Source organism: Streptomyces sp. CA-249302 (assembly GCF_050936785.1).
Taxonomy (GTDB): domain Bacteria; phylum Actinomycetota; class Actinomycetes; order Streptomycetales; family Streptomycetaceae; genus Streptomyces.
Window position 1 is genome coordinate 8,973,036 of record NZ_JBNJMG010000001.1, and the last position, 23,557, is coordinate 8,996,592.

23 protein-coding genes are annotated in these 23,557 nt (G+C 70.8%); 7 read left to right on the plus strand and 16 right to left on the minus strand.

What is annotated here, in order from left to right:
* Positions 1-48: 48 nt before the first annotated feature.
* Positions 49-1,542, minus strand: coding sequence for a hypothetical protein (locus ACQEWB_RS40390; protein WP_432840242.1), 1,494 nt, complete (start codon positions 1,540-1,542; stop codon positions 49-51).
* Positions 1,543-1,679: 137 nt separating this feature from the next.
* On the opposite strand from ACQEWB_RS40390, the gene ACQEWB_RS40395 reads away from it, so the two are divergent.
* Genes ACQEWB_RS40395 through ACQEWB_RS40405 form a run of 3 tightly spaced genes read left to right on the plus strand, consistent with a single transcriptional unit; the run spans position 1,680 to position 2,751 of the window.
* Positions 1,680-2,063: a BlaI/MecI/CopY family transcriptional regulator gene (locus ACQEWB_RS40395; RefSeq protein WP_432840244.1), complete on the plus strand. Its 384-nt coding sequence runs from the start codon at positions 1,680-1,682 to the stop codon at positions 2,061-2,063.
* 37 nt (positions 2,064-2,100) lie between these two features.
* On the plus strand, positions 2,101-2,232 hold the full coding sequence (locus ACQEWB_RS40400) for a hypothetical protein (RefSeq protein ID WP_432840246.1): 132 nt from the start codon (positions 2,101-2,103) through the stop codon (positions 2,230-2,232).
* A gap of 36 nt (positions 2,233-2,268) precedes the next feature.
* Complete coding sequence (locus ACQEWB_RS40405) at positions 2,269-2,751, plus strand: DUF7144 family membrane protein (protein ID WP_432840248.1); 483 nt, start codon at positions 2,269-2,271, stop codon at positions 2,749-2,751.
* 312 nt (positions 2,752-3,063) lie between these two features.
* Here ACQEWB_RS40405 and ACQEWB_RS40410 read toward each other — a convergent pair whose 3' ends face one another.
* A complete protein-coding gene (locus ACQEWB_RS40410; RefSeq protein ID WP_432840250.1) occupies positions 3,064-4,206 on the minus strand; it encodes an MFS transporter in 1,143 nt (380 codons plus the stop codon).
* Between the two features lie 25 nt (positions 4,207-4,231).
* A complete protein-coding gene (locus tag ACQEWB_RS40415; RefSeq protein WP_432840252.1) occupies positions 4,232-4,594 on the minus strand; it encodes an ArsR/SmtB family transcription factor in 363 nt (120 codons plus the stop codon).
* 157 nt (positions 4,595-4,751) lie between these two features.
* Between ACQEWB_RS40415 and ACQEWB_RS40420 the strand changes: the two genes are divergently transcribed.
* On the plus strand, positions 4,752-6,242 hold the full coding sequence (locus tag ACQEWB_RS40420; protein ID WP_432840254.1) for an AlkA N-terminal domain-containing protein: 1,491 nt from the start codon (positions 4,752-4,754) through the stop codon (positions 6,240-6,242).
* 29 nt (positions 6,243-6,271) lie between these two features.
* Positions 6,272-6,754: a methylated-DNA--[protein]-cysteine S-methyltransferase gene (locus ACQEWB_RS40425; RefSeq protein WP_432840256.1), complete on the plus strand. Its 483-nt coding sequence runs from the start codon at positions 6,272-6,274 to the stop codon at positions 6,752-6,754.
* Positions 6,755-6,863: 109 nt separating this feature from the next.
* On the opposite strand, the gene ACQEWB_RS40430 is transcribed toward ACQEWB_RS40425, so the two are convergent.
* The 3 genes from ACQEWB_RS40430 to ACQEWB_RS40440 all read right to left on the minus strand — a co-directional run bounded on the left by ACQEWB_RS40430 (position 6,864) and on the right by ACQEWB_RS40440 (position 9,020).
* Complete coding sequence (locus ACQEWB_RS40430; protein WP_432840258.1) at positions 6,864-7,601, minus strand: SIR2 family NAD-dependent protein deacylase; 738 nt, start codon at positions 7,599-7,601, stop codon at positions 6,864-6,866.
* Between the two features lie 61 nt (positions 7,602-7,662).
* Positions 7,663-8,166, minus strand: coding sequence for an NUDIX domain-containing protein (locus ACQEWB_RS40435; protein ID WP_432840260.1), 504 nt, complete (start codon positions 8,164-8,166; stop codon positions 7,663-7,665).
* Positions 8,163-9,020: a helix-turn-helix transcriptional regulator gene (locus tag ACQEWB_RS40440; RefSeq protein ID WP_432840262.1), complete on the minus strand. Its 858-nt coding sequence runs from the start codon at positions 9,018-9,020 to the stop codon at positions 8,163-8,165. Before ACQEWB_RS40440 ends, ACQEWB_RS40435 begins: the two co-directional genes overlap by 4 nt.
* An 84-nt stretch (positions 9,021-9,104) precedes the next feature.
* Here ACQEWB_RS40440 and ACQEWB_RS40445 point away from each other — a divergent pair, with 84 nt between their 5' ends.
* Positions 9,105-9,986, plus strand: a complete 882-nt coding sequence (locus ACQEWB_RS40445; RefSeq protein WP_432840264.1) for an SDR family NAD(P)-dependent oxidoreductase — start codon at positions 9,105-9,107, stop codon at positions 9,984-9,986.
* Here the strand turns inward: ACQEWB_RS40445 and ACQEWB_RS40450 are convergent.
* Positions 9,975-11,048 carry an ADP-ribosylglycohydrolase family protein gene (locus ACQEWB_RS40450; RefSeq protein WP_432840266.1) on the minus strand — a complete coding sequence of 358 codons (1,074 nt, stop codon included), beginning with the start codon at positions 11,046-11,048 and terminating at the stop codon, positions 9,975-9,977. The two genes, ACQEWB_RS40445 and ACQEWB_RS40450, sit on opposite strands and share 12 nt — an antisense overlap.
* 212 nt (positions 11,049-11,260) lie before the next feature.
* On the opposite strand from ACQEWB_RS40450, the gene ACQEWB_RS40455 reads away from it, so the two are divergent.
* Positions 11,261-12,379 (plus strand): glycerate kinase, encoded by a 1,119-nt coding sequence (locus tag ACQEWB_RS40455; RefSeq protein WP_432844249.1) that lies wholly within the window; start codon positions 11,261-11,263, stop codon positions 12,377-12,379.
* Positions 12,380-12,479: 100 nt separating this feature from the next.
* Here the strand turns inward: ACQEWB_RS40455 and pssA are convergent, their stop codons facing one another.
* From pssA to ACQEWB_RS40500, 9 genes are all read right to left on the minus strand, one after another.
* Positions 12,480-13,295, minus strand: a complete 816-nt coding sequence (pssA, locus tag ACQEWB_RS40460; protein WP_432844251.1) for a CDP-diacylglycerol--serine O-phosphatidyltransferase — start codon at positions 13,293-13,295, stop codon at positions 12,480-12,482.
* Positions 13,296-13,317: 22 nt separating this feature from the next.
* On the minus strand, positions 13,318-13,974 hold the full coding sequence (locus ACQEWB_RS40465; RefSeq protein ID WP_432840268.1) for a phosphatidylserine decarboxylase: 657 nt from the start codon (positions 13,972-13,974) through the stop codon (positions 13,318-13,320).
* A 170-nt stretch (positions 13,975-14,144) separates the two neighbouring features.
* The gene (locus tag ACQEWB_RS40470) at positions 14,145-15,350 is read right to left on the minus strand and encodes an acyl-CoA dehydrogenase family protein (protein WP_242763353.1); all 1,206 of its coding nucleotides are present in this window, start codon (positions 15,348-15,350) and stop codon (positions 14,145-14,147) included.
* Positions 15,351-15,353: 3 nt separating this feature from the next.
* On the minus strand, positions 15,354-15,866 hold the full coding sequence (locus tag ACQEWB_RS40475) for a MaoC family dehydratase (RefSeq protein WP_432840271.1): 513 nt from the start codon (positions 15,864-15,866) through the stop codon (positions 15,354-15,356).
* A 5-nt stretch (positions 15,867-15,871) separates the two neighbouring features.
* Positions 15,872-16,837: an HpcH/HpaI aldolase/citrate lyase family protein gene (locus ACQEWB_RS40480; protein ID WP_432840273.1), complete on the minus strand. Its 966-nt coding sequence runs from the start codon at positions 16,835-16,837 to the stop codon at positions 15,872-15,874.
* Positions 16,834-18,882 carry a protein meaA gene (locus ACQEWB_RS40485; RefSeq protein WP_432840275.1) on the minus strand — a complete coding sequence of 683 codons (2,049 nt, stop codon included), beginning with the start codon at positions 18,880-18,882 and terminating at the stop codon, positions 16,834-16,836. The genes ACQEWB_RS40480 and ACQEWB_RS40485 overlap by 4 nt, the downstream gene beginning before the upstream one ends.
* Before the next feature lie 17 nt (positions 18,883-18,899).
* The gene (gene ccrA / locus ACQEWB_RS40490; RefSeq protein ID WP_432840277.1) at positions 18,900-20,243 is read right to left on the minus strand and encodes a crotonyl-CoA carboxylase/reductase; all 1,344 of its coding nucleotides are present in this window, start codon (positions 20,241-20,243) and stop codon (positions 18,900-18,902) included.
* A 434-nt stretch (positions 20,244-20,677) separates the two neighbouring features.
* On the minus strand, positions 20,678-21,490 hold the full coding sequence (locus tag ACQEWB_RS40495; RefSeq protein WP_432840279.1) for a TetR family transcriptional regulator: 813 nt from the start codon (positions 21,488-21,490) through the stop codon (positions 20,678-20,680).
* Positions 21,491-21,650: 160 nt separating this feature from the next.
* Positions 21,651-23,456 (minus strand): 3-hydroxyacyl-CoA dehydrogenase family protein, encoded by a 1,806-nt coding sequence (locus ACQEWB_RS40500; RefSeq protein WP_432840281.1) that lies wholly within the window; start codon positions 23,454-23,456, stop codon positions 21,651-21,653.
* Positions 23,457-23,557: the final 101 nt, after the last annotated feature.

Genomic DNA, 23,557 nt, shown 5'->3' on the forward strand with positions numbered 1-23,557 from the left:
GACGCTGTCACCGGAAACCTGAACACATCCTGACCGTCCCGACCGCCCTCACGCGGGCCGGTGTTCCGCCACGTACACGTACCCGTCGGCCACCCGGTACCGCTGCCAGCCCCGCGCGTACGACGGCGGACGGGCGGCGCCGGTGGTCAGGTAGGCGACCGGCGTGCGCCGCGCGGTGCGGGCGAGGCCAGCGGCGGTGGTGCTGGCGTCGTGGCCGCCGGTGTAGGCCGAGGCGCACCCGGCGGCGAAGGCGACGGGGACCGAGTCGCCCCCGGTGAGCAGACAGGGCGGGCGCACACCCAGGCGGTGCAGCTGCGTGGCCGTGCGGGCCCAGACGCGGTGCGCGGCCGTCGTACGCGACACCGTGGTCTCCAACACCGCGGCCTGTACGGCCAGATGACCGGCCACCCCGACGGCCACCAGCGTCACCGCGACCAGCCGCCACCACCCCCTCGGCGCGGTCACGAGGTGGGTGAGGGCGTCCGCGACCGGGATCGCGAGCAGGGCGTAGGCGGGCAGCAGGAAGCGGGGCGCCGCGTAGCCGATGAGGAACAGGTAGGGCACGGCCGCGGTCACGGCGCAGGCCAGTGGCAGCGCCGTGGCGGTGGTACGGCGGCCACGTACCGCGATCACCAGCGCGGCGGCCCCGAGCAGCGGCAGGACGAACCACCAGGCGATCACCGGCGCGCTCGGCACCGCCCCGGTGCACGGCCGGCACAGTGCCCGTCCGCCCAGGCTGCGCAGCTGGTCGGCCACGGCGTCGTGCAGGCCCAGGCCACCCTGGATGCGGGAACCGGCGGACAGCCGGGCGCCGAGGCCGCCGTACCGGACGTACGCCTCGACGATCCACTCGACCGCACCCGCCGCCAGACCGCCGAGGAGGACGAGCAGCGGGCGCGGGCGGCGGTCCCGGAGGCAGAGGGCGAGCAGGGGGAGGGCGACCCAGACGGCGTCCGTGGGGCGCATCCATGCCATGAGCGCCGCGCCCGTGGCCAGGCCCCACAGGGGGCCGCGCCGGGTGGGGTCGCGGCGGGCGTGGAGGAGGAAGCCGACGGCGGCCAGGGCACCCACGGCCACCCAGTAGTTGGGCATGGCCTGGGGACCGTAGAAGAGAGTGATCCACAAGGAGGCGAACAGTGCGCCGCCGGCCGCGAGCACCCGGGTCGGGAACAGGCCTCGCCAGGCCCGCAGGGCCCAGTACAGGCCGAGGCCGGACAGGATCGCGAGGTACACCCGCAGGAGTGGGGTCGACGAGGACCAGGAGGCGATCGGGGCGACCAGCAGGGTGATGCCGCGGGCGCGCGGCGCGCTGAAGAACGCCGCCGGTGCGTGTCCGCTCACCTGGCTGACGTACACCGACTCGTCCCAGCCGAGGCCCATTCCGGTCCGCACCAGGGCGAGTTGGAGGAGGGTGAAGGCGGCCGGCACGGCCAGGAGCAGGCGCGCGTCCGGGCGGGCGGCCGGGGGCGGCGCGTGCGGTGCGGGGCGGGCGGGGGTCCGCGCCCGTGCGAGCGCGGCCACGGCGTCGGAGGCTCGTACCATCGTCCATCCCTCCGGCCCTACAGGTTGTAGGGTCTGTCGGCACACTACAACCTGTAGGTCGGACGGAGGTCGGAGGCGGGTAAGGGGGAGGTGCGAGTCGGTGACCGACGGACCCTACGCACCGTAAGGTGGTGGCCATGGCAGGCAGGACTCCTCGTGGCAGGGCCGAGCGACGCAGCCCGGGCGAGTTGGAGAGCGAGGTCCTGGCCACCCTCTGGGCGACGGACCGGGCGCTCACGCCGGCCGAGATCCAGGCCGAACTCGGCGGCGACCTCGCCTACAACACCGTGCACACCATCCTGCGGCGGCTGCACGACAAGAGCCTCGTGCTGCGGGACGCGGACGGCCGGCGCGGCGCCTACCGCCCGGCGAAGAACGCGGCGCAGATGACCGCCGAGGCCATGCACCACGCCCTGGACCGGGGCCCTGATCCGATCGCCGCCCTACAGCACTTCGTCACCGGCCTGAGCCCCGAGGAGGAGAAGGCCCTGCGCGAACTGCTCGGCGAGGGCGGCGCGTGACGGGCCACGGCCCCGACCGGCAGGCGGGAGGCGGGAGATGAGGGCCGACGTCCACACCCCGCTGCCGCTGTCCCCGCTGCTCACCGCGGGCACCGTGCCGACCGCGGCCTCACCCGTTCGGAGTACCCCGAAGGGCGGTATCCGTCGCCCGCCCGAAGGCTCGGACTGAGCCGACGACGGGGGGCCGCTGAAGGGATCACCGCTCATGAGCCACGACGCACCGCACAAGCCCGGAACCCCGCAGAGCGAGATCGGCGAGCCCTGGTCGGCCGACCGCCCGGCCGCCCGGAGGGAACCCGGCGACGGCTGGGTGTCCGGCGGCGCCGTGTTCGCCGGCGTGCTGATGCTCTGCAACGGCATCCTCGCCATCCTCCAGGGCATCGCCGCGATCGCCGACGACGACGTGTACGGCCGTGTCGGCAGCTACGTCTACGAGCTCGACCTCACCGGCTGGGGCTGGATCCACGTCGTCCTCGGCGCCCTCGTCGCCGCCACCGGATACGGCGTGCTCAAGGCCGCCGCCTGGGCCCGCTTCGCCGGCATCCTGCTCGCCTCGCTCAGCCTGATCGCCCAGTTCCTGTTCCTGCCGTACGCACCGGTCTGGTCCGTGATCATGATGGCGATCGACGTGTTCGTGATCTGGGCGCTGGCCTCCGAGCAGGAGGCGTCGGGCCGACGGATGGCGTGAACGGGGTTCACGGGCGAAGCCGCCTCGCCGAGGGGCCACGCGCGAAGTGGCCCCGCCTCTCGCGTCCGAAGTGGCCCCGCCGAGGGCCCACGTGCGAAGTCGCCCCGCCGAGCGTTCGCGTCCGAAGTCGCCTCGCCGAGGGTTCGCGTCCGAAGCCACGTCCCCGAGGGTTCACGTGCGAAGCCTCGTCCCCAAGGGTTCACGTGCGAAGCCTCGTCCCCGAGGGTTCACGTGCGAAGCCGTCGCGCGGTGGGTTCACCTGCGATGTCGCCTCGCGGAGGGTTCACGCACGAGCCCCGCCTCCGGGCTGGTTCACGCCCGCTCCCCACCTCGCGCCCGCGCCGCCGCCACCAGTGCCGTCCCGCCGGCCAGCACCAGTGCCAGCGTCGCGTACCCGTACGTCAGTGTGGCCGCCGCGGCGACCGCGGCCACCAGCAACGGGCCGCCCGCGTCCCCGAGTTCACGGCCGAGTTCCGCCGCGCCCATGGTCTGGCCGAGCCGTTCCTTCGGGGTCGAGGAGGCCAGGGCCGCGAAGCCGAGCGGGGTGATCAGGCCGGTGCCGGCGCCGATGAGGGCCGCAGCGAGCAGGACGCCGGTCAGCCCCGGGAGCATCGCGCAGGCCAGCCCGGCCGCCGCGAGCAGCAGCCCGGCCGTGAGCCCGGCGCGCGCGGTGAGCCGCCCGGCGTCCAACGCCCGCCCCGCACGCGGCTGTACGACCGCCGCGCAGGCGGCCAGCACCGACACCGCAGCGCCCGTCGCCACCGTGCCGAGCCCCGCCGCCCGGCCCGACACCGGCAGGAAGCCCACCCCGACCGACAGTGCGGCCGTCGCCCCCGCGAGTGCCGCCGTCGGTCCGAGGAACGCCGGGTCCGCCAGCCGCCGTGCCAGGTCCAGCACCGTCTGCCGGGCCCGGGGGAGCGGCGGTACGGCGGGTACGGCGGCCAGCGCCCAGACCGCCACGCCCGCCCCGAGCACCGCCAGCACCGCGAACAGCAGCCGCAGCCCGCCCTCCCACACCAGCACCCCGCCGAGCAGCGGACCGAGCGTGTAGCCGATCGACTTGTAGAAGCCGTAACTCCCAAACGCACGGCCCTGTTCGGCCGCCGGATTCAGCCGGGACACCAGCGCGGACGCCGACGGCGAGAACGCGGAGGCCGCGGCTCCCTGTCCCAGTCGCGCCGCCCACAGCCACCCCGGGCTGTCCGCGAGCACGTAGAGCGCGGACGCGACCGCGAACGCCACCAGACCGCCCAGCAGCACCGGCCGCGCCCCGACCCGGTCGGCCAGTGTCCCGAACACCGGCTTCAGCAGCACCTCGGCACCGTCGTAGAGCGCGAGCAGCCCGCCCAGGACGAGCAGCGAGGTGACCGTGTCCCGCCCGGCGCCCCCGAGGTTCGCGGCGATGCCGTGCGCACCGAAGGCCGTGGTGAAACCGGCGGCGTACAAGGGCCACATCTGCCTTCGCGAGGCGACGGACCGCTCAGTCCCCGGCGTCACTGATCCCCAGCCGCAGATGCTCGACGTGGTACACGGCCTGGTCCAGGAGCTCGGCGACATGGTGGTCGTGCAGCGTGTAGACCACCGACCGCCCGTGCCGCTCGCCCGTGACAAGACCCAGATTGCGCAGCAGCCGCAGCTGATGCGAGCACGCCGACTGCTCCATGCCCACCTCGGCCGCCAACTCCGTGGCGGGCAACGGCCCTTCACGCAGCCGCGCGAGGATCAGCAGTCGGGACGGCGTCGACAGGGCCTGCAGCGTGGTGGCCACCTTGGCGACATTGCCCGCGTCCAGACGTACGCGCTCGGTGGCATCCTGCGCTGCGGTGACGGCTCCATGACCCATGAGGGCATCCTACCCAGCGTACAGGAACGTATGAACGATTGTTCATGTGACCTGAGTGTCGGACGTTTCGGCAGGTGATCCGCGCCGCCCCAGCCCACACGAGGTTGATGTCGGATTCCCGCCAGCCCGCACCCTGCCGATCGTCGATGCTGGACCCATGCAGAACGGGATGCACACCGACCGAGAGCGCTGCGTGCGCGCCGTCCAGTCCAAGGACGCCCGCTTCGACGGCTGGTTCTTCACGGCGGTCCTGACCACCCGGATCTACTGCCGGCCCAGCTGCCCGGTCGTACCGCCCAAGCCCGAGAACATGACCTTCTACCCGAGCGCGGCCGCCTGTCAGCAGGCCGGTTTCCGCGCCTGCAAGCGCTGCCGCCCCGACACCAGCCCCGGCTCCCCGGAGTGGAACCAGCGCGCCGACCTGGTGGCCCGCGCGATGCGCCTGATCGCCGACGGCGTGGTCGACCGCGAGGGCGTACCCGGCCTCGCCGCCCGCCTCGGCTACAGCTCCCGGCAGGTCGAACGCCAGCTGCTCGCCGAACTCGGTGCCGGCCCGCTCGCCCTGGCCCGCGCCCAACGCGCCCAGACCGCACGCCTGTTGATCGAGACGACCCCACTGCCCATGGCGGAGATCGCCTTCGCCGCCGGCTTCTCCTCGATCCGCACCTTCAACGACACCGTCCGCGAGGTCTTCGCCCTCACCCCGAGCGAACTGCGCGCCCGCCTGCCGAAGGCGAAGGCGCTCACGACCGCCGGCACCCCCGGCACGCTCACCCTCCGCCTCCCCTTCCGCAGCCCCCTCAACCCCGACAACCTCTTCGGCCACCTCGCCGCCACCGCCGTACCCGGCGTGGAGGAGTGGCGCGACGGCTCCTACCGCCGCACCCTCCGCCTCCCCTACGGCCATGGCATCGCGACCCTCACCCCCAGGTCCGACCACATCGCCTGCCGGCTCACCCTCAGCGACCTGCGCGACCTGCCCGTCGCCATCAGCCGCTGCCGCCGCATGCTCGACCTGGACGCCGATCCGGTCGCCATCGACGACCAGCTCCGCACGGACCCCCTCCTCGCCCCGCTGGTCGACAAGGCCCCCGGCCGACGCGTCCCGCGCACGGTCGACGAGGCGGAGTTCGCCGTACGGGCCGTCCTCGGCCAGCAGGTCTCCACGGCCGCGGCCCGCACCCACGCGGCCCGCCTGGTCGCAGCGCACGGCGACCCGATCGACGACCCGGAGGGCGGCCTCACCCACCTCTTCCCGACGCCCGAGGCCCTCGCCGCCGTCGACCCCGAGTCCCTGGCGATGCCCCGCACCCGCCGCACCACCTTCACCACACTCGTACGCCAACTCGCCGACGGCACCGTCAACTTGGGCGTCGAGAGCGACTGGGCGGAAACCCGCGCCCAACTCCTCGCCCTCCCCGGCTTCGGACCCTGGACGGTCGACGTCATCGCCATGCGCGCCCTCGGCGACCCCGACGCCTTCCTCCCCACCGACCTCGGAATCCGCCGCGCCGCCCAGGAGTTGGGCCTGCCCTCCACCCCGGCCGCCCTCACGTCCCGCGCGTCGGCCTGGCGCCCCTGGCGGGCGTACGCGGTCCAGTACCTGTGGGCGACGGACGACCACCCCATCAACTTCCTGCCCGTATGAGGAAAACCGAGCAGAACCAGGGAAATCCGGTGAAACAGCACACTGTGATCGACAGCCCGTACGGACCCCTCACCCTCGTCGCCGAGGACGGAGTCCTGTGTGGTCTCTACATGACCGAACAGCGGCACCGTCCACCGGAGGAGTCCTTCGGCGGGCGGAACGAGAGCCTCTTCGCCGAGGCCGAGGAACAGCTGGAGGCCTATTTCAAGGGCGAGTTGAAGGAGTTCACCCTCGAACTCCGTCTGAACGGAACCCCGTTCCAGCGCACGGTCTGGGACCAGCTGTGCCGGATCCCCTACGGCGAGACCCGCAGCTACGGCCAACTCGCCGACGCCCTGGGCAAACCCGCAGCCTCCCGCGCCGTGGGCCTCGCCAACGGCAAGAACCCGATCGGCATCATCGTGCCCTGCCACCGGGTGGTCGGCGCGAACGGCAGCCTCACGGGTTACGGCGGCGGCCTGGACCGCAAGCAGCGCCTGCTGGACTTCGAAAGCGCGGCGGCCCTGTTCTGAGCGCGGCCACCCTCTTCTGGAGGCGCCGGTTCCAGAAGTGTCGGCCCGCGGCTACTGCCGCCTTCCTGTGCCGGAACTCCCGAGCAGCGCGGCGGCCTCCCGCCGGAGTCTAGGCGTTCTTCCCCGCGCTCAACTCTTCCATGAGCCTGGGTAGGGCAGTCCCGATCGGCTCGCGGACGACTTCGTCGGCCCGGTCGTCGTACGGCGTCGGCTCTGCGTTGACGATGACGAGCCGGGCCCCGTGGTCGGCGGCGATCCCGGCGAGCCCCGCGGCGGGCTGCACCTGCAGGCTGCTGCCGACGGCGATGAACACCTGGCAGGCCTTGCTGATGGCGACGGCCTCGCCGAGCACGACGGGGTCCAGCCGTTCCCCGAACATGACGGTCGCCGACTTGAGGATCCCGCCGCACTCCAGGCACGGCGGATCGTCCTCCCCGGCCTCGACGCGGGCGAGGGCGTCCTCCATCGGCCCGCGTGCCTGGCACCCGGTGCACACGAAACTCCGTGCGCTGCCGTGCAGTTCGAGCACCTTGCGGGCGGGCATCCCGGCGAGCTGGTGCAGCCCGTCGACGTTCTGCGTGATGACCCGCACGGGCACCCCGGCCTTCTCCAGCCCGGCCACGGCGAGGTGCGCGGCATTCGGCTCGGCGTGCAGCGTCCGGTTCTTCCGCCGCATCTGCCACGACCGCCGCCGGATCTCCGGATCCCCCATGTAGTACTCGTACGTCACGAGCTTCTCGGCCTCGGGATCCTTCCGCCACAGCCCGTTGGGGCCGCGGTAGTCGGGGATGCCCGAGTCGGTCGAGATACCGGCACCACTGAGAATGGCGACGAGAGGCCTGTTCATGGGGCCGAGGGTAGGGCGGGGCCGGCCGGTGGGGCGAGTGGATATTGCGGGTGGCGGGTGCTCAGAGGTCCGCTTCCACCCGGCGCCCGTTCTCCAGCTCCGCCGTGCCCGAGCCCTCCGCCAGGACGTCCAGTGCCACCAGGACGCGGCGGCCGAAGGGGCCGGGGAGGTAGTCCGTGATGTCCTCGCGGGCCACCAGCCGCCAGGACAGCAACTCCTCCTCCTGGAGGCGGATCGCCTTGAACTCGTCCTCCGTGAGGACTCCGCCGTCGTAGAGGTACGCCACCAGCGGCGGCCAGCCCGGGCGGTAGATCCAGTCCACCGCGAGGAGGCGGCCGAGCGGGCGGTCGAGGCCGATCTCCTCCAGCGTCTCGCGGTGGGCGCCCTGCCGCGGGGTCTCACCACCGTCGGACTCGATCGTGCCGCCCGGAAGCGCCCACCCCTCACGGTAGTTGGGCTCGACGAGCAGCACCCGGCCCTCCGCGTCACGGAAAAGCGCGGCGGCACCGGAGATGATGCGGGGCAGACCCGCGACGTACGCGGCGAATTCTTCTGAGCTGGTCATTCAGGAAGGGTAACCAGCCTGCGCAACCGCTTCTCGTCCTCGCTGCCCGGCTCGGGGAAGTGGCAGACCAGACTCAGCCAGGGAGCCTCCGCCGGCGCCATGCGTACGTACGACAGCTTGAGGTCCCCGACCTCCGGGTGCCGGTAGCGGCGGACGGAGGAGCGGAACTCCACGACATCGTGCTCCGGCCACAGCGCGGCGAACTCCGGGCTGGTGGCGAGGAGCCCGTCGATCAGCTCGGTGAAACGGGGGTTGTCGAGTTCGTACGCCGCCTGCTGGCGCAGCAGCCCGGTCAGCCAGCGGGCCTCCGCCTCCCAATCGGGCATCAACGTGCGCAGCAGGGGCTCGCGGAAGAGCATCCAGACACTGTTCAGCTCGCCCGGCCCGCGGTCGACCAGGGCGCTGCCCAGAATCTGCTCCTGCGCCCGGTTCCAGGCCAGCACGTCGAAGCAGCGGTCGATCACGAACGCCGGGTTGGGCAGCAGGGTGTCCAGGAACGTACGGACCGCGTCCGGGACGTCCGGGGACCGCTCGGCCGGCTCCGGTACCGGCAGTCCCGACAGCCGGAACAGATGGGCACGCTCCACCTCGTCCAGCCGGAGGGCGCGGGACAGGGCCAGCAGGATCTGCGGCGAGACATTGATGTCGCGGCCCTGCTCGAGCCACGTGTACCAGGTCAGGCTGACGCCGGACAGCAGCGAGACCTCCTCGCGGCGCAGGCCCGGCGTACGGCGCCGGCCGCCGGGCGGCAGCCCGGTCCCCGCGGGGTCGGCGCGCTCGCGGCGGGAGCGCAGGAAGGCACCCAGCGCCCTGCGCGGCTGATGCCTCGCCTCCGGTGGTGGTGTCACTGCCACCAGTAAATTCTGCACTCTTCACCCGGCCCGCGCTCCGGCGGAGGGTGGATGGGACAGCGAACTCCCTTGTGAAAGGCGGCCCTTGTGGCTGAGCTGACCCCTCCCCGAACAGCCTTCGTCACCGGTGCCACCGGCGGCGTCGGCTCCGCCGTGGCGCGCAGGCTGCATGCCGACGGCTGGATCGTGTACGCCGCCCACCGCCGGCCTGCGGACGCGCAGGCGCTGCGCGCGGCCGGCCTCACTCCCGTCCCGCTGGACCTGACCGACGAGGAGTCCGTCCTCGCCGCCGCCGAGGCGGTCGGGCCACGCCTCGACGGGCTCGTGAACAGCGCGGCCATCATGGGACAGGGCCCCGTCGAGCTGACGCCCGCCGAAGCCTGGCGGCGCCAGTTCGAGATCAACGTCATCGGGCAGGCCGCCGTGATCCGCGCCTTCCTGCCCGCCCTGCGGACGGCGGCCGGCCGCATCGTGAACATCGGGGCCGTCTCCGCCCGCGTCCCGCCGCCCTTCTTCGGCCCGATCGCCGCGTCCAAGGCGGCCTTCTCGGCACTCACCGGGTCCCTGCGCGCGGAACTGCACCACCAGGGCGTCAAGGTCTCCCTCGTCGAACCGGGCGCCATGGACACCGCCATCTTCGCGACCGCCGACAAGGCGAGCGCGGAGCTCGGGTGGGCGGGTTCGGAAGAGGTCCGGCACCACTACGCCGCGGCCCTGGACGCCGTACGCGCCACGGCCGCCCGCCAGACACCCGGGCCCGTCGACCCGGCCGTACACGCCGTCGTACGCGCTCTCACCGCGCGCCGCCCCGCCACTCTCCACACCACCGGCCGCGACGGCCGCGCCCTCGCCCTGCTCCGGTTCCTGCCCGACGGACTGCGCGACCGCCTCGTGCTGCGCGCGCTGGGAATACGGCCCGGGGTGTTCGCCGAGGCTGTGCCACCCGTCGGCCGGGCCTCAGCTCTCTGATCCCGCGAGTTGCAGCGTCCGCTCCGCCAGCTCGCTGATGTGCGCCCCGTCGAAGCCGAACACCGCGCTGCGGACCGTGTCCTCCAGCGGCTCCTTCCACTGCACCGGGATCGCCTCCGCACCCGTCAGTACGCCGGCCACGGAGCCCGCGGTCGCCCCGTTGGAGTCGGTGTCCAGGCCACCGCGGACGGTGAGGGTGATGGTGCGGGTGAAGTCTCCGTCGCCGTACAGCAGGCCCGCCGTGAGGACGGCGGCGTTCGGGATGGTGTGGATCCAGCCGAGCCCGGCGGTCTCCTCGGCGACCGTGGTGAGCGTGTCCTCCCAGGTCATCCGGGTGTCGTGGAGCGAGACGACCCGTCGTACGGTGCGGGCCAGGCGGCTGGAGGCGGGGATGACGGACAGCGCCTGGTCCATGGCGTGCCGGACGGTGGGCGCCGTGAACGCCGCCGCGATCAGCGCGGCCGCCCACATCGCGCCGTACACCCCGTTCCCGGTGTGCGACAGCACCGCGTCCCGGCGGGCCAGCGAGGCGGCCCGGCGCGGGACGCCGGGGCAGGTCCAGCCGTAGATGTCGGCGCGGATCAGGGCGCCGATCCACTCCTGGTAGGGGTTGTCGTAGGTGGCGGTCAGCGGCGGCTTCAGACCGTTCGCGAGATTGCGGTACGCCGCCCGTTCCGCCGTGAAGGTCTGGAGGTACGGCAGTCTCAGCAGCCACAGGTCGCCGACCTGCTCGGTGCTGAAGCCGAAGCCGTGGGTCTCGAGGAGGTCGAGGCCGAGGATCGCGTAGTCGACGTCGTCGTCCCGGCAGCTGCCGTGGATGCGGCCGCGCACGCACTCGCGCCACTCGGGGCGCAGCTCGAAGCCGTCGCTCTCGTCGGCGGGCTCGGGGAGGTAGTCGGTCAGCGGCAGGGCGGCGGCCTGCCGGAGATAGCGGTCGATACGGTCCCGCGTCCACAGGTCGCCCTGCTCGACCGGCTTCCCGAGCATGTTGCCCGCGATCCGGCCCAGCCAGCCCCCGAGGACGCGGTCGGCGAGCTCTGGTGCGGTGCCCACAGGGGTCATAGGACCGGTTTACCCAATTCCGGGGGCGCCCGCTCGGGTTTTGGCCGTCCGCACAGGCGCCTCTCACGGCGCTCGTACGTTGTGCCCACGCCCTTCTCAGGGTCCGGGCGGCGCATGACGGCGGGGGCGGTCTCCGGTTAAGGTCGCAACGGCGCGACTGGCCTTGACGTGCGCGAGGCCCGGAGAGCAAGGGGATACAGGTGACACAGCGCGTGCTCATCGCCGCGGACAAGTTCAAGGGATCGCTGACGGCCGTGCAGGTCGCCGAGCGGGTGACGGCCGGGCTGCGCAGAGTCGTACCGGCTGTCGAGGTGGCCTCGCTGCCCGTCGCCGACGGCGGCGACGGCACCGTGGACGCGGCCGTCGCGGCAGGCTTCGAGCGGCGCGAGGTCCAGGTCGCCGGACCGCTCGGGAACGAGGTCACGGCGGCCTTCGCGCTGCGCGGCGACACGGCGGTCGTCGAGATGGCCGAGGCCAGCGGCCTCCAGCGGCTCCCCGCGGGCGTCTTCGCGCCCCTCACGGCCTCCACCTACGGCTCCGGCGAAGTGCTGCGGGCCGCTCTCGACGCGGGCGCGCGGACCATCGTGTTCGGCGTCGGCGGCAGCGCCACGACCGACGGCGGCGCCGGAATGCTGTCCGCCCTGGGCGCCCGTTTCCTGGACGCCGAGGGCGAGCCCGTCCCGCCGGGTGGCGGCGGCCTGAGCGAACTCGCCTCGGCCGACCTGTCCGGCCTGGACCCGCGCCTCGGCTCCGTCGAGCTGGTCCTCGCCAGCGACGTCGACAACCCCCTCACCGGCCCCAAGGGCGCCCCGGCCGTGTACGGCCCGCAGAAGGGCGCCTCCCCGGACGACGTGGAGGCCCTGGACTCGGCCCTCGCGCACTACGCCAAGGTGCTGGAGGAGGCGATCGGCGCCGAGGCCGCCGAGCACGCCGCCTCGCCCGGCGCCGGCGCGGCCGGTGGCATCGGCTACGGCGCCCTCCTGGTCGGCGCACGCTTCCGCCCCGGCATCGAGGTCATGCTCGACGTCCTGGGCTTCGCGCCCGCCCTGGAGCGCGCGGAGCTGGTGATCACCGGCGAGGGCTCCCTGGACGAGCAGACCCTGCACGGCAAGGCCCCCGCAGGCGTCGCCGCCGCGGCCCGCGCCGCCGACAAGGAGGTCGTCGCGGTCTGCGGCCGCCTCGCCCTGCCCCCGGAGGCGCTGGGCCGGGCCGGGATCCGCCGGGCGTACCCGCTGACCGGCGTCGAGCCGGACGTCGCCAAGTGCATCGCGGAGGCGGGGCCGATCCTGGAGCGGGTGGCCGAGCAGATCGCGCGGGACTTCCTGACCTGAGGCGGCCGGTATGGCCGGTACGACGACAGCCGGCACGGCCGGCACGACAAAGGGCCCCGAGTCGACCGACTCGGGGCCCTTCACCGTCGTAGAGGATCCGCTACGGCTGTGCCGCCCGCGCCTCGCGGCGGTTGTCGCGGAAGTTGTTCACCCGGCGGGCCGTGGCGAACAGCGGGATGACCGCGCCCATGACCAGCTGCAGTGCGCAGCCCGTCTGGAGGAGCAGCTGGCCGCTCGGGGCGTCGAAGGCCCACGCCGCCAGGAGGCCCATGCTCAGCACGATCCAGGTGAGCATCGCCGCCGCGCTGCGACCGCGCGGCTTCGGGTACTCGACCCGGCTCACCATCAGCCAGGCCGTGCCCAGGATCGCCAGGAGCGTCGCGAAGAACGGCAGCTCCAGGAGCACGATCGAGACGACCGTCAGCGCGCCGAACGGGGACGGCATGCCCTGGAACATGCCGTTCGTCGGTGTCACGCACGAGAATCTCGCCAGACGCAGGACCACGGCCAGGAGCACCACGATTGCCCCGACCGCCGCCACCTTCTGGTACGCGTCGTCGGCGACCATGCCGTAGACCAGCACGAAGTACGCCGGCGCGAGGCCGAAGCTGATCAGGTCGGAGAGGTTGTCCAGTTCCGCGCCCATGGGGGAGGAGCGGAGCTTGCGCGCCACCAGGCCGTCGAACAGGTCGAAGACCGCCGCGCACAGCATCAGGATGACCGCGGTGGCCGCGCTGTTGCGGGCCATGCCGGATTCCTGGCTGTCGGTCAGGTGCGGGATCAGGATGCCGGTGGTGGTGAAGTACACCGCCATGAAGCCGCACGTCGCGTTACCGAGGGTGAGGGTGTCCGCTATTGAGAGGCGGAGAGAAAGAGGCATCTCCTCCTCTTCGTCGACCTCTTCGGCCTCGGGCACCCAGCCCGCCTGGGTATCAGGATCAATCACGGTCAATGCGAGTCACCCCAGCCACGGTCTTCTGACCGACCTCGACCGCGACCTCCACGCCCTCGGGCAGGTAGATGTCGACGCGCGACCCGAAACGGATCAGGCCGATACGGTCACCCTGCTCGACCTTCGTGCCCTGCGGGATGTAGGGGACGATGCGGCGGGCCACCGCACCGGCGATCTGGATCATCTCGATGTCGCCGAGTTCGGTGTCGAAATGCCAGACTACGCGCTCGTTGTTCTCGCTCTCCTTGTTGAACGCCGGAACGAACCCACCGGGGATGTGCTCGACCGACGTCACCTGGCCGGAGAGGGGCGCGCGGTTGACGTGGACGTTGAGCGGGCTCATGAAGATCGCGACGCGGGTCCGTCCGTCCTTCCACGGCATGATGCTCTGCACCACACCGTCGGCGGGCGAGATGACCCGGCCCGCGGCGATCTCGCGCTCGGGGTCGCGGAAGAACCACAGCATGCCCGCCGCGAGCGCGGTGGCGGGCACGGCCACGGCCTTGGCGACGCCGGAGCGGCGCGCACGGGCCAGGCTGAGGGCTGCGGTGGCGACGGTCGGCAGAAGCCACGGCGATGCTCCGCGCGCAAGACGTACGCCTGCCAGGCTGTCGCGTGGTGCAGAGGTTTGGCTGTGGGGCATGGATGACCTTCGTAGCGGATGATGCCGCGCTGGAACGGGGGACGGCGGCTTTCCGGGGATCGTACCGGTCGACGGCCACAACTGGGCAAGCCAGGAAGCCGAGTCGGCGGCTGAAGAGTGCTGACGGGGTGTGATCTTCTTCTCCAAGAAAACACCCCGTATCCGGACATCTAGCCCTGGAATCGATACTCTTCGAGCAGCCTGCGACCGATGATCATCTTCTGGATCTCGGCGGTGCCTTCACCGATGAGCAGCATCGGCGCCTCGCGGTAGAGGCGCTCGATCTCGTACTCCTTGGAGAAGCCGTAGCCACCGTGGATCCGGAACGCGTCCTCCACGACCTCCTTGCAGTACTCGGAGGCGAGGTACTTCGCCATCCCTGCCTCGAGGTCGTTTCGTTCGCCGGAGTCCTTTTTGCGTGCGGCGTTCACCATCATCGCATGGGCGGCCTCGACCTTGGTGGCCATCTCGGCCAGCTTGAACTGGATGGCCTGGTGCTGGGCGATCGCCTTGCCGAAAGTGTGCCGCTGCTGGGCGTACTGGACGCCGAGTTCGAAGGCACGCTGAGCGACGCCGCAGCCACGCGCCGCCACGTTGACGCGGCCGACCTCGACGCCGTCCATCATTTGGTAAAAACCTCGGCCGGTCTCGCCGCCGAGCACACGGTTGGCCGGAATCCGCAGGCCATCCATGATCAACTCGGTGGTGTCGACGCCCTTGTAGCCCATCTTGTCGATCTTCCCGGGGATGGTGAGGCCGGGCCGGACCTCTCCGAAACCGGGCTCCTTCTCGACCAGGAAGGTCGTCATCGACTTGTGGGGCGCGGTCCCCTCGGGGTGTCCTTCATCACTTCGGACGAGTACGGCGACCAGACTTGACGTTCCGCCGTTCGTCAGCCACATCTTCTGGCCGTTGAGGACGTATTCGTCACCGTCCTTGACCGCCTTGGAGGTGATGGCGGACACGTCCGAGCCGAGGCCCGGCTCCGACATCGAGAAGGCGCCGCGAATGTCGCCGGCCGCCATGCGCGGCAGGAAGTGGTCCTTCTGCTCCTGCGTGCCGTGCTGCTTGAGCATGTACGCAACGATGAAGTGGGTGTTGATGATGCCGGAGACCGACATCCAGCCGCGGGCGATCTCCTCGACGCACAGGGCGTAGGTGAGGAGCGACTCGCCCAGACCCCCGTACTCCTCCGGGATCATCAGGCCGAACAGGCCCAACTCCCTGAGCCCGTCGACGATCTGCTGCGGGTACTCGTCGCGGTGCTCCAGCTCGGTGGCGACCGGGATGATCTCCTTGTCCACGAAGTCGCGGACGGTGGACAGGATCTCCTGCTGGACGTCGGTCAGACCGGCGGTCTGGGCGAGACGGGCCATGGCTTACTTCTCCTGCGACTTGAGCTCGGGGCGGCCGGGCTGCTCGCCGCCGCGCTCCTTGATGTACGTCTCGGTCGGCACCATCACCTTGCGGCGGAACACGCAGACCAGCGTGCCGTCCTGCTTGTAGCCCTTGGTCTCGACGTAGACGATCCCGCGGTCGTTCTTCGACTTCGAGGGCGTCTTGTCGAGGACCGTCGTCTCGCCGTAGATCGTGTCGCCGTGGAAGGTCGGCGCCACGTGCCGGAGCGACTCGATCTCCAGGTTGGCGATCGCCTTGCCCGACACGTCCGGCACGGACATGCCCAGCAGCAGCGAGTAGATGTAGTTCCCCACTACGACGTTCTTGCCGAAGTCCGTCGTGTTCTCCGCATAGTTGGCGTCCATGTGGAGCGGGTGGTGGTTCATCGTCAGGAGACAGAAGAGGTGGTCGTCGTACTCCGTGACCGTCTTCCCGGGCCAGTGCTTGTAGACCGCCCCGACCTCGAACTCCTCGTAGGTGCGTCCGAACTGCATCGCGCTCAGGCCTCCGCGATCTCGAACTTCGACGTGCGCTGCATACCGGCCGCACGACCCTTGCCGGAGATGACCAGCGCCATCTTGCGGCTGGCCTCGTCGATCATCTCGTCGCCGAGCATCGCCGAGCCCTTCTTGCCGCCCGCCTCGGAGGTGCAGTAGTCGTACGCGTCCAGGATCAGCTCGGCGTGGTCGAAGTCCTCCTGCGAGGGCGAGAAGATCTCGTTGGACGCCTCGACCTGTCCCGGGTGCAGCACCCACTTGCCGTCGAAGCCGAGGGCCGCGGCGCGCTGGGCGACCTCGCGGTAGCCGTCGATGTTGCGGATCTGGAGGTAGGGGCCGTCGATCGCCTGGAGGTCGTTGGCGCGGGCCGCCATCAGGATCTTCATCAGGATGTAGTGGTAGGCGTCCGCCGGGTAGCCGGGCGGCTGCTCGCCCACGACCAGCGACTTCATGTTGATCGACGCCATGAAGTCGGCCGGGCCGAAGATGATCGTCTCGACGCGCTGGGAGGCCGTCGCGATCTCGTTGACGTTGTTGAGGCCCTGGGCGTTCTCGATCTGCGCCTCGATGCCGATCTTGCCGACCTCGAAGCCCATCGTCTTCTCGATCTGGGTCAGCAGGAGGTCGAGGGCGACGACCTGCTGGGCGGTCTGCACCTTCGGCAGCATGATGCAGTCGAGGTTCTGGCCGGCCCCCTCGACGACCGTGACGACGTCCCGGTACGTCCACTCGGTCGTCCAGTCGTTGACGCGCACGACCCTCGTCTTGCCGGTCCAGTCACCCTCGTTGAGGAACTTGACGATCGTGTGCCGCGCCTCGGGCTTGGCGAGCGGGGCGCACGCGTCCTCCAGGTCGAGGAAGACCTGGTCGGCGGGGAGGCCCTGCGCCTTCTCCAGGAAGCGGGGGTTGCTTCCGGGGACCGCGAGGCAGGAGCGTCGCGGACGCAGACGGTTGACGGGCGTGGTCATGCGGGGACCTCCAGGGGGTCGAGCTTGTTCGCTGTCCGGATCTCGTCGACGATGCGGCCGATGATTCCGGTGATGTCGAAGTCCTTCGGGGTGAAGACCGCGGCCACACCCGCGGCCCTGAGCTGCTCGGCATCTCCATTGGGGATGATCCCACCGGCGATGACGGGGATGTCTGTGGCACCGGCCACACGCAGCCGTTCGAGCACGTCGGGGACCAGTTGGGCGTGCGAGCCGGAGAGGATGGACAGGCCCACCGCGTGCACGTCCTCGGCGAGGGCCGCGTCCACGATCTGCTCGGGCGTCAGCCGGATGCCCTGGTAGACCACCTCGAACCCGGCATCACGGGCCCGCACGGCGATCTGCTCGGCGCCATTGGAGTGCCCGTCCAGGCCCGGCTTGCCGACCAGGAAGCGGAGCTTGCCGACGCCCAGGTCCTTGGCCGTCAGGTCGACCTTGCGGCGGACCTCGGACATGGCCGAGCCCTCCTCGGCGGGAACCGCCACCGGCGCCGACGAGACGCCCGTCGGGGCGCGGAACTCGCCGAACACCTCGCGCAGGGCACCGGCCCACTCACCGGTCGTGGCCCCCGCACGGGCGCACTCCAGGGTGGCCTCCATGAGGTTGCCGGTGCCCTTGGCCGCCTCCTTCAGCTTCTCCAGCGCCTTGCACGGGCGCGGGTGGTTGAAGGGCGGCTGGTAGCGCGTGTCGCGCCAGGTCCGCAAGGACTGGATGACCCGGGCCTCGACAGCTGGATCGACTGTCTGGATCGCTGTGTCGAGATCGGCCGTCAACGGATTCGGCTCGGTCGTGTTGAAGATGTTGACGCCCACGATCTTCTCTTGACCGGACTCAATACGAGCGCGCCGCTCCGCGTGCGAGGAGACGAGCTGCGACTTGAGGTAGCCGGACTCGACGGCGGCCATCGCGCCGCCCATCTCCTGGATCCGCTCGATCTCCGCGAGCGACTCCTCGACGAGCTTCGCGACCTTCGCCTCGATGACGTGCGAGCCCTCGAAGATGTCCTCGTACTCCAGCAGGTCGCTCTCGTGGGCGAGGACCTGCTGGATGCGCAGCGACCACTGCTGGTCCCAGGGCCGGGGGAGGCCCAGGGCCTCGTTCCAGGCCGGGAGTTGCACGGCACGCGCGCGTGCGTCCTTCGAGAGGGTCACGGCGAGCATCTCAAGGACGATCCGCTGGACGTTGTTCTCCGGCTGCGCCTCGGTCAGCCCGAGGGAGTTGACCTGGACGCCGTACCGGAAACGGCGCTGCTTGGCGTTCTCGATGCCGTACCGCTCGCGGGTGACCTTGTCCCAGATGCGGCCGAAGGCGCGCATCTTGCACATCTCCTCGACGAACCGCACGCCGGCGTTGACGAAGAAGGAGATGCGCGCGACGACGTCGCCGAACTTCTCGGCCGGCACCTGACCGGAGTCCCGGACGGCGTCCAGGACCGCGATCGCCGTGGACATCGCGTACGCGATCTCCTGGACCGGCGTGGCGCCCGCCTCCTGCAGGTGGTAGCTGCAGATGTTGATCGGGTTCCACTTCGGGATGTGGGAGACCGTGTACGCGATCATGTCCGTCGTCAGACGGAGGGAGGGACCCGGCGGGAACACGTGCGTGCCCCGCGACAGGTACTCCTTCACGATGTCGTTCTGGGTCGTGCCCTGGAGCTTGGTGATGTCCGCGCCCTGCTCCTCGGCGACGACCTGGTAGAGCGCCAGCAGCCACATGGCGGTGGCGTTGATCGTCATCGAGGTGTTCATCTGCTCCAGGGGGATGTCCTGGAACAGCCGGCGCATGTCACCGAGGTGTGCGATCGGCACGCCGACCCGGCCGACCTCGCCGCGGGCGAGGATGTGGTCGGAGTCGTAGCCGGTCTGCGTCGGCAGGTCGAAGGCCACGGAGAGGCCCGTCTGCCCCTTGGCGAGGTTGCGGCGGTACAGCTCGTTGGACGCCTCGGCCGTGGAGTGGCCGGCGTACGTGCGCATGAGCCACGGCCGGTCCTTCTCCCGCTTGCCTTCGGCGGGCTGACGCTCAGTCATCTATGACCCCGGGTGTCTCAGATGTTGCGGAAGCGGTTGATGGCGTCGAGGTGCTTGGCGCGCATCTCCTCGTCGCGCACGCCGAGACCCTCCTCGGGGGCCAGGCACAGCACGCCGACCTTGCCCTGGTGGAGGTTGCGGTGCACGTCGTAGGCGGCCTGCCCGGTCTCCTCCAGGGCGTAGGTCTTCGACAGCGTCGGGTGGATCTTGCCCTTCGCGATCAGCCGGTTGGCCTCCCAGGCCTCGCGGTAGTTGGCGAAGTGCGAGCCGATGATCCGCTTCAGGGACATCCACAGGTAGCGGTTGTCGTACTCGTGCATGTAGCCCGAGGTCGAGGCGCAGGTGGTGATGGTGCCGCCCTTGCGCGTGACGAAGACGCTCGCGCCGAAGGTCTCGCGGCCGGGGTGCTCGAAGACGATGTCGATGTCCTCGCCGCCGGTGAACTCGCGGATGCGCTTGCCGAAGCGCTTCCACTCCTTCGGGTCCTGGGTGCTCTCGTCCTTCCAGAACTTGTAGCCCTCGGCGTTGCGGTCGATGATCGCCTCCGCGCCCATCGCCCGGCAGATGTCCGCCTTCTGGGGGCTGGAGACGACACAGATCGGGTTGGCGCCACCGGCCAGCGCGAACTGGGTGGCGTACGAGCCGAGTCCGCCGCTCGCGCCCCAGATGAGGACGTTGTCGCCCTGCTTCATGCCGGCGCCGTTGCGGGAGACCAGCTGCCGGTACGCGGTCGAGTTCACGAGCCCCGGGGCGGCGGCCTCCTCCCAGCTGAGGTGGCCCGGCTTCGGCATCAGCTGGTTGGACTTGACAAGTGCGATCTCTGCCAGGCCGCCGAAGTTGGTCTCGAAGCCCCAGATGCGCTGCTCGGGGTCGAGCATCGTGTCGTTGTGCCCGTCGGAGCTCTCCAGCTCCACGCTCAGGCAGTGCGCCACGACCTCGTCACCGGGCTTCCAGGCGTTGACGCCCGGGCCGGTGCGCAGGACGACGCCCGCGAGGTCGGAGCCGATGATGTGGTACGGCAGGTCGTGCCGCTTGGTCAGCTCGGAGAGCTTGCCGTAGCGCTCCAGGAACCCGAAGGTCGACAGCGGCTCGAAGATCGAGGTCCACACCGAGTTGTAGTTGACACTCGATGCCATGACGGCGACCAGGGCCTCGCCCGGGCCGAGCTCCGGCAGGGCCACCTCGTCGAGGTGGATCGACTTGCGCGGGTCCTTGTCGCGGGTCTCCAGGCCCGCGAACATCTCCGTCTCGTCCTTGTGCACGGTGATCGCGCGGTACGACTCGGGGAGCGGCAGGGCGGCGAAGTCGGCCGGCGTCGAGTCCGGCGACTGGATCGCGTCCAGGATGTCCTTCGTGGTCACGGTGTTGCCTCCGGCGATACGCACCCTGAGGGAGGGGTGCTGAGGGTTACGTCGGTGCTGCTGAGGGTTTTTTGGGAAGTGCCGTCGGTTCGGCTGGTGGTGCTTCGGCAGCGCTTTGTGGCGCGGGAGGGTGCCTGTGACGCAGGCGTCCGGGCGCTCGAGCCATTGGCTTGAGGGGACAGCCGACGTGCGTATGGTCTCTGCACGCCGGCCGCCCGGACTCCTTCAACGTAAGACACCGCGTGCCACCGTGCAAGGCACTGAGTGCCAGAGATTCCTCTCAGGTGAAATCTTTACGTAACAAATGAGCGATGATCGATCGAACGGGCCCTGGAATCTGCTCGAAAAGGTGCTCTGACATGCCAAAACGGCCACCCCGAAGGGTGGCCGTCATCACAGCGGTGAAGGAGGTTCTCAGCGGTCCTCGGTAGCCCTCAGCGGTCCTTGAGTGCCTGCTCGATGGTCCGCATGACCTCGTCCAGCGGGGCGTCGGTGCGGGCGACCGTGACCAGGACCTCGCCCTGGGTGGAGACGGTCGCGGGTGCGGCCGGCTTCGGGGGCGTCGTGCGCCCCGCCCCGATGCCCGTCCCGAAGGTCTTGCGCACGATCGCGAAGGCGTGGTCCAGCTGCGTCTCCACGTCGCCCTGGCCGCCGGCCCGCAGCCAGCGCCTGAGGACGTGGTTGTGGGCGGTGACGACCGCGGACGCGGCGACCTCGGCCAGCAACGGGTCGTCGTTGGCGTCGTCGTCGTGCGCGTGCTCGTCGAAGTGCCCCAGCAGGTAGCGGGTGAAGAGACGCTCGTAACGGGCCACCGACGCGATCTCCGCCTCGCGCAGGGTGGGCACCTCACGCGTGAGCTTGTAGCGGGCGACCGAGATCTCCGGCCGGGCCGCGTACATCCGCATGACTTCCTTGATGCCGCGGCACACCGTGTCGAGCGGGTGCTCGTGCGGCGGGGCCGCGTTGAGCACGGCCTCGGCGCGGATCAACGTGTCGTCGTGATCGGGGAAGATCGCCTCTTCCTTGGAGCGGAAGTGCCGGAAGAAGGTGCGGCGGGCCACTCCGGCCGCGGCCGCGATCTCGTCGACGGTGGTCGCCTCGTACCCCTTGGTCGAGAACAGCTCCATCGCCGCGGCCGCCAGTTCTCGGCGCATCTTGAGCCGCTGGGCGGCCGCGCGACTGCCTGCGGCACTTTCCGGCGCGTCGGGCGTAGCTGGTGTACGTGAGGACTTGGCGGGCTGGGACATGACCCGAACGTACTGCATGTGCGCAGCTTGCTGCGCATGTACGGGGCTTCCCCCGCCCGGAGCGGGCGGGGGAGCGCCGGGTCCCGCGGACGGGGGAAGACTGCCCGGGTCGAGCAGTCCGCCCCAGTCCTCGCCGCCTCTGAACCAGTCGCCGGCGCCGTCAGCGGCGGGCATATTCGCGGAAGCCACGGCCCGTCTTGCGGCCGAGGCAGCCCGCGGCCACCAGGTGCTCCAGGAGCGGGGCCGGAGCGAGGCCCGGGTCGCGGAACTCGCGGTGCAGGACCTTCTCGATCGCAAGCGAGACGTCGAGTCCGACCACGTCCAGGAGCTCGAACGGGCCCATCGGGTAGCCGCCGCCCAGCTTCATCGCCGCGTCAATGTCGTCAAGAGATGCATAGTGTTCCTGCACCATCTTGATCGCGTTGTTGAGGTACGGGAAAAGCAATGCGTTCACGATGAAGCCTGCACGGTCCCCACAGTCGACCGCGTGCTTCTTGATCCGTCCACACACCTCGTGAACAGTTGAGTGGACGTCCTCTGCGGTCAACACCGTACGGACGACCTCGACCAGCTTCATCGCCGGCGCCGGGTTGAAGAAGTGCATGCCGATCACGTCCTGCGGACGCGAGGTGGCGCGGGCGCAGGCGACGACGGGCAGCGAGGAGGTCGTGGTGGCCAGGACCGCGCCCGGCTTGCAGACCTTGTCCAGCGCCTGGAACAGCTGCTGCTTGATCTCCAGGTCCTCGGCGACCGCCTCGACGGCGAGGTCGACGTCCGCGAAGGCGTCGTAGGAGCCGGCCGCGGTGATCCGGTCCAGGGTCTGGGCGGCGGCCTCGGCCGTCATCCGCCCCTTGTCGACGGAGCGGGAGAGGGACTTGCCGATACGGGCCTTGGCGGCCTGTGCCTTCTCCTCGCTGCGGGCGGCGAGCACCACCTCGTAGCCGCCCTTGGCGAAGACCTCGGCGATCCCGGAGGCCATGGTGCCGGAGCCGGCGACACCGACCGAGCGGATCTCGCGGCCCGGGGCCCGCACGGCGCCGGTCAGGGGCGTCAGCGCGTCCGGCACGACGGTGGCGCTGCCGGGAGCCTCGTAACTGTAGAAGCCGCGGCCCGACTTACGGCCCGTCAGACCGGCCTCGCTGAGCTGCTTGAGGATCGGCGCGGGGGCGTGCAGCCGGTCGTGGGACTCGGCGTACATGGCCTCCAGGACCGTACGGGCCGTGTCGACGCCGATCAGGTCGAGCAGCGCCAGCGGGCCCATCGGCAGACCGCAGCCGAGCCGCATCGCCGCGTCGATGTCCTCGCGGGAGGCGTACTTGGCCTCGTACATCGCGGCGGCCTGGTTGAGGTAGCCGAACAGCAGGCCGTCGGCGACGAAACCGGGCCGGTCGCCGACGGCGACGGGCTCCTTGCCGAGGTCGAGGGCGAGGTTGGTGACCGCGGAGACGGCACCCGGCGCGGTCAGCACCGAGGAGACGACCTCGACCAGCTTCATGGCCGGCGCCGGGTTGAAGAAGTGCAGGCCGAGCACGCGCTCCGGGCGGGCCGAGTCGGCGGCCAGGCGGGTCACGGACAGGGCGTTGGTGCCGGTCGCCAGGATCGTCTCCGGGCGCACGATCCCGTCGAGTTCACGGAAGATCTGGTGCTTGATCTCGTACGACTCCGGAGCCACCTCGATGACCAGGTCGGCGTCGGCCGCCGCCCGCAGGTCGGTGGAGGTGGTCACGCGGGCCAGCAGGTCGGCGCGGTCCTGCTCGGTGAGCCGGCCCTTCTCCACGGCGCGGGCGGTGGCGGCCTCCAGGGTGGCAACGGCCTGGGCGGCCGCGGCCTCGCTGATGTCGATGCCGACGACCTCGCGACCGGCCTTGGCGAGGACCTCGGTGATACCGGTGCCCATGGTGCCGAGACCGACGACGGCAATGGTCTTCAGCGGGGACAGAGGGGTGTCGGACAGGGGAGTGGCCATCGCGGGACTCCAGGAATGAGGGTGACGACTGGGATCGCCCCCGGGTGCGCGGGAGGTCGGCCGTCTCGCGGCCGGACCACTGGCGCACCGGGTGCGTGAAA